Genomic DNA, 5,576 nt, shown 5'->3' on the forward strand with positions numbered 1-5,576 from the left:
AATGAACCGTCTCATGCAAAACGCTGAGAGCCATACAACAGGGCGTTTTGCACAGGCAACACGTTTTTTGTCGGAGCTTGATGCCGAGACCACGGCGTCCCTGATCTCTGCGGCAGCCGATCTGGTGCTGGTCATCGACGAAGGCGGGGTGATACGTGACGCCGCCTTTGGCAGCGAGGAGTTGCTCAGCCATGGCTACCAGCACTGGGTGGGTAAAGCTTGGGCACAAACAGTCACCAAGGACAGCCGCCCCAAAGTAGATGCCATGTTGCGTGACCTGGGCAATGGTAAAGGCGCTCGGTGGCGCCACCTGAACCACGCTGCGCAAGACGGCAGCGAGTTGCCGCTTTCTTTCTCGGTGGTGGCAGTACCTCCTGCGAACAGCCCCTCAGCCGATAAAGCGAACAGCCGACCGCTCGCGCTGGCGTTTGGCCGAGACCTGCGTCCACAAGCCGCTTTGCAGCAAAAATTGGTTGCGGCGCAGGCCTCCATGGAGCGCGACTTTTGGCGGCTTCGGCATGCGGAGACCCGTTATCGCTTGCTGTTTCAAGTCACTTCCGAAGCGCTGCTGATCATGGACGCAAGCTCTGAAAAGCTGGAGGAAGGCAACCCGGCCGCGCATGCGCTGTTCGGTGAAAACATCGTGCGCACCGGCTGGTCGATGGCCGAGTCCCTGACGCCCGCAAGCTACGCATCTGTGCGCCAGCTTTTTTCTGGCCTGCGCTCCAGCGGCCGCACCAACCCGCTCAAGGTGCATTTCTCCGATGGCCGGCCGAACATGACCTTGTCAGTGTCCATGTTTCGCCAAGAAGAGACTTCTCACTTTCTGCTGCGCTTTACCCATATGGAAAGCAACGCGGGTAATGCTGCGGGCAACGCGCGCCAATTGTTGGCAGATGTAATGGAAAGCGCGCCGGATGCGTTTGTGGTGACCGACACGACAGGCGTCATCCTGACTGCCAACCGCGCCTTTTTGCAGTTGACGCAAGTGAGCAACGAGGCCCTGGTCTGCGGCGAGTCCTTGGAGCGCTGGCTGGGACGAGCCGGTGTTGACCTCAGCGTGCTGATTTCTAACTTGCGCCAGCGTGATGTGGTGCGCCTGTTTGCGACGCGCATGAAGGGAGACTACGGCTCGGTCGCTGACGTGGAGATCTCGGCGGTGGCGGTCACCTCGGGCGAGCAAAAATGCCTGGGCTTCACCATTCGGGAGATCGGTCTGCGCCTGGGCAGTGAGGCCAAGCCCAGCAAGGAACTACCACGCTCGACCGACGAGATGACCGAACTGGTCGGTCGGGTCCCGCTCAAGGACATCGTGCGCGAAACCACCGACCTGATCGAGCAGCTGTGCATTCAGGCCGCCCTGAACCTGACGGGCGACAACCGCGCCTCTGCCGCCGAGATGCTGGGCCTGTCCAGGCAAAGTTTGTACGTCAAGCTGCGCCGCTTCGGCATGGGCGACCTTTCAAACGAAACCGAAGACTGAATTTGGCGGTTGCCGCAGCAAGCGGCGGCGGGTGTAACTTTCTATTGACACATACGTGTGTCAGACGTTACAAACCTCGCATGGCACGTCCCTCCCTGTTCGCGGTCGCCGAACTGTTCAAACCTATCACTTGGTTCCCTCCGATGTGGGCATTTGCCTGCGGCGTGGTGGCGTCTGGGGTGGCCTTGGAGGGAAAGTGGCTGCTCGTTTGCGTGGGGGTAGTGTTGGCGGGTCCGCTGGTGTGTGCAACGAGCCAGGCGGTGAATGATTGGTTCGACCGGCACGTGGACGCGATCAACGAGCCCCACCGACCGATTCCGTCGGGGCGCATACCTGGTCGTTGGGGCCTGTACCTGGCCATCCTTTGGAGCGCAGTATCTTTGCTGGTGGCGCTGGCCCTGGGGCCCTGGGGCTTTGGCGCTGCGGTGATCGGCTTGTGTTTGGCCTGGGCCTACAGCGCGCCGCCCCTGCGCCTCAAAAACAACGGCTGGTGGGGCAACGCGGCCTGTGGTTTGAGCTACGAAGGTATTGCCTGGTCCACTGGCGCAGCCATCATGGCGGGCGGCGCAATGCCAGACCGGCGCTCACTGGGCTTGGCGCTGCTTTACAGCATCGGTGCGCACGGCATTATGACGCTCAACGACTTCAAGTCGGTTCAAGGCGACCGCCAGATGGGCGTGCGCTCGCTGCCAGTGCAACTCGGGGAACAGAGGGCCGCAGGCGTGGCGTGCTGGTTGATGGGCTTGGCACAACTGGCCGTGGTCTTGCTGCTGTTCGTATGGGACCGACCCGGGCATGGATTAGCGGTCAGCGTTCTGCTGATGCTCCAACTGGTCATGATGGACCACTTTCTTGCAAGCGTTCGCCAGCGCGCGCTGTGGTACAGCGGCTTTGGTGTGCCATTGTTTGTTGCCGGAATGATGGTGAGCGCATTTGCGCTGCACAGCTTGCAAGGAGCCCCCACATGAACTACTTCGGTTGGGCGCGCATCGCGCGGCTGGGACTGGTTCAAGCGGCATTGGGGGCTGTGGTGGTGCTGACAACTTCCACGATCAACCGCGTGATGGTGGTCGAACTGGCCTTGCCTGCGTTGCTTCCGGGGCTCCTCGTGGGCTTGCATTATTTGGTGCAGATGGCGCGACCTCGCATGGGCCACGGCTCCGATGTAGGCGGCAGGCGCACCCCTTGGATTGTGGGCGGTATGGCGTTGCTGGCGCTGGGCGGCGTGACTGCAGCCGTGGCCACTGCCTGGATGGACAGCCAGCGCGCGGGCGCAATTGCGCTGGCGTTCCTAGCTTTCACCATGATCGGCTTAGGTGTCAGCGCCAGCGGAACTTCGCTCTTGGTGATGCTGGCCAAAAATGTGGCGCCCCATCGCCGCGGCCCCGCCGCAACCTTGGTGTGGATGATGATGATCCTGGGCTTTGCGATGACCGCTGGCGTGGCTGGCAAGCTGCTCGAACCCTATTCGCCAGAGCGCTTGGTGGCAGTATCCGCCGGGGTATCTTGCCTTGCGATGTTGGTAACGCTGTTTGCGGTTTGGGGGTTGGAGGGCGATCCCAATGCGCGGTCTCAGGACGTGGCTCAAGAACCGCCCAAACCAGCCTTTGTCGACTCCCTCAAAGAAGTCTGGGCTGAGCCGGTGGCTCGCCACTTTACGCAGTTCGTGTTCATTTCAATGCTGGCATACAGCGCGCAAGACCTCATCTTGGAGCCCTTTGCCGGATCGGTGTTTGGCTTCACGCCAGGAGCGTCCACCCAACTTTCGGGGGTGCAACATGCTGGTGTCTTATTGGGCATGCTCTTGGTAGCCGGTGCCGGCTTACTGGGCGCGCGGCTTGGCTCGAGTTCACGATGGCGCGTGGTCGGGTCCTTGCGCGGATGGACGGTGGGTGGATGCATAGGTTCTGCGCTTGCGATGGTCGGCCTGACCATCGGTGGCGTGTTGGGTGCCAACTGGCCGCTCCATGCGAATGTGTTTGTACTTGGGGTCGCCAACGGAGCGTTTTCCATTGGCGCCATCGGCTCCATGATGCAGCTTGCCAACCAAGGCCGCGGGTCCCGAGAGGGTGTGCGCATGGGGCTGTGGGGCGCAGCGCAGGCGATTGCGTTTGGAATTGGCGGGTTAGTGGGAACTGCCGCAAGCGACCTCGCGCATGTACTGATCGCGTCACCGGGCGGTGCCTATGCGAGCGTTTTCGCGTTGGAGGCGCTGCTCTTCGTGGTCTCGGCCGCAATGGCATGGCGCATCGCTGCCCCCCGTCCGCCACAACGTGCCCTCGCCAGCACGGACTCTTCAAGCCTGCCACACAACAACGATCGTGCTGCTGCACCCACCTGAGGACCACTTGATGCAAACAACCGAAACCTTTGATGTCGTGGTGGTAGGCGGCGGCCCCGCTGGCGCCACTGCGGCGCACACTCTTGCCCTACAGGGACACACCGTGCTGCTGCTGGACCGTGCAGGCCGCATCAAACCCTGCGGAGGCGCTATTCCGCCCCGGTTGATCAAGGACTTTGCAATTCCCGACCACTTGCTCGTCGCGCGTGCCAAGTCCGCGCGCATGGTCGCGCCCAGCAACCACCGGGTGGACATCCCAATCGACAACGGCTTTGTGGGCATGGTGGACCGTGCCGAGTTTGACGAGTGGCTGCGCCAGCGTGCGGCCAGCGCCGGAGCCGTACGGCGCATCGGAAGCTTTGAACGGATCACCCGCGATGCCGACGGTGTGTGTGTGGTGCACTACCTTGCAAGGGAACGCCACCACCGGGCTGAAGGGTCACCTGCGTCGGTGCGGGCACGCAGCATCATCGGTGCTGACGGCGCCAAGTCCCAGGTGGCGCGCCAGACCATTCCCGGTGCCAAAGATACTGAGTACGTCTTTGCTTACCATGAGATCGTCAGAGCACCTACCGTCAAACCCCAAGGCTATGACGCAAGCCGCTGTGATGTGTACTACCAAGGCGTGCTTTCGCCGGACTTCTACGGCTGGGTGTTTCCCCATGGCGACACACTGAGCATAGGTACGGGCAGTGCAGACAAAGGTTTTTCCTTGCGCGCTGCAGTGGGCAAGCTGCGCCACATTGCAGGCTTGGGCGATGCCGAAGTGCTACGCCGCGAGGGCGCCCCACTGCCCATGAAACCCTTAAAAAAGTGGGACAACGGGCGCGATGTGGTGTTGGCCGGAGACGCTGCCGGTGTGGTGGCCCCAGCATCGGGCGAAGGGATCTACTACGCTATGGTCGGTGGTCAGCTAGCAGCGGAGTCGGTGCACGAACTCTTGCTCACGGGCGACCCCAGCAGCCTCAAGCTCGCGCGCAAGCGGTTCATGAGAGCCCACCGGACCGTGTTTGCGGTGCTTGGAATCATGCAGTGGTTTTGGTACCAAAGCGAGAAGCGCCGCGAACGCTTTGTCAAGATTTGCGAGGACCGCGATGTGCAGCAGCTCACCTTCGAGTCCTACATGAACAAAACTCTCGTCCGAAAAAAACCGCTCGCGCACGTACGTATATTTTTCAAGGACATGGCCCACCTGTTGGGTCTGGCCAAGGTCTGAGCAGCGTGCCCCAGTTCGTGTGGGAAGGCTACGCATCTGGTTGGATCGTCAATGTCGCGATAGGGTTCACCCTGCTGGAGCTCGTAGTGCTCTGGGTGTGGCACCGAACCACTGGGAGAGGCTTGGCGCCCCGGGACTATGCGTTGAACCTGCTATCGGGCCTTATGCTGATGCTGGCCTTGCGCGCGTCGATTGCCGCCCTGTGGCCGGGTGTTGCGTTGTGCCTGATCGCCGCCGGGGTTGCCCACGTCAGCGACTTGGTGCTGCGCTCGCGCCGCAAAGCATTGCCGTAATGCGCGATGGCCTGTCACATGAAGGGCCTAGCGCTTTGCCCAGCGCATCCCGCAACAGGGACGCTTACCAAAGTTTGGCGCAGTTGCCCGTGAACACAATGCGGCTGCCTATCTGTTGAGGCTCCACGCTGTCCTCTAGCGTGACCACCAGCTTGCTTACCTTGGCCAAGAGCTGCTCCGAACTCTGCGCCATCTCAAACTCCGCCGAACCCTTGGCTGGCACCTCACCAATGCGCAGCGCCG

Annotated in this window: 5 protein-coding genes; all 5 read left to right on the forward strand. The window is 61.7% G+C overall.

Going from position 1 to position 5,576, the window contains the following annotated elements:
* Positions 1-1,483 (forward strand): transcriptional regulator PpsR (gene ppsR, locus ACILRC_RS15075; protein ID WP_395670189.1); only part of this gene is annotated, 1,483 nt, incomplete at its 5' end.
* Positions 1,484-1,563: 80 nt separating this feature from the next.
* Positions 1,564-2,451, forward strand: coding sequence for a chlorophyll synthase ChlG (gene chlG / locus ACILRC_RS15080; protein WP_395670190.1), 888 nt, complete (start codon positions 1,564-1,566; stop codon positions 2,449-2,451).
* Positions 2,448-3,824, forward strand: coding sequence for a BCD family MFS transporter (locus ACILRC_RS15085; protein ID WP_395670191.1), 1,377 nt, complete (start codon positions 2,448-2,450; stop codon positions 3,822-3,824). The genes chlG and ACILRC_RS15085 overlap by 4 nt, the downstream gene beginning before the upstream one ends.
* Before the next feature lie 10 nt (positions 3,825-3,834).
* On the forward strand, positions 3,835-5,040 hold the full coding sequence (locus tag ACILRC_RS15090) for a geranylgeranyl diphosphate reductase (protein WP_395670192.1): 1,206 nt from the start codon (positions 3,835-3,837) through the stop codon (positions 5,038-5,040).
* Between the two features lie 5 nt (positions 5,041-5,045).
* Positions 5,046-5,333 (forward strand): hypothetical protein, encoded by a 288-nt coding sequence (locus ACILRC_RS15095; protein WP_395670193.1) that lies wholly within the window; start codon positions 5,046-5,048, stop codon positions 5,331-5,333.
* The last annotated feature ends 243 nt before the right edge of the window (positions 5,334-5,576 follow it).

Source organism: Rhodoferax sp., assembly GCF_044236835.1.
Classification (GTDB): domain Bacteria; phylum Pseudomonadota; class Gammaproteobacteria; order Burkholderiales; family Burkholderiaceae_C; genus Allorhodoferax.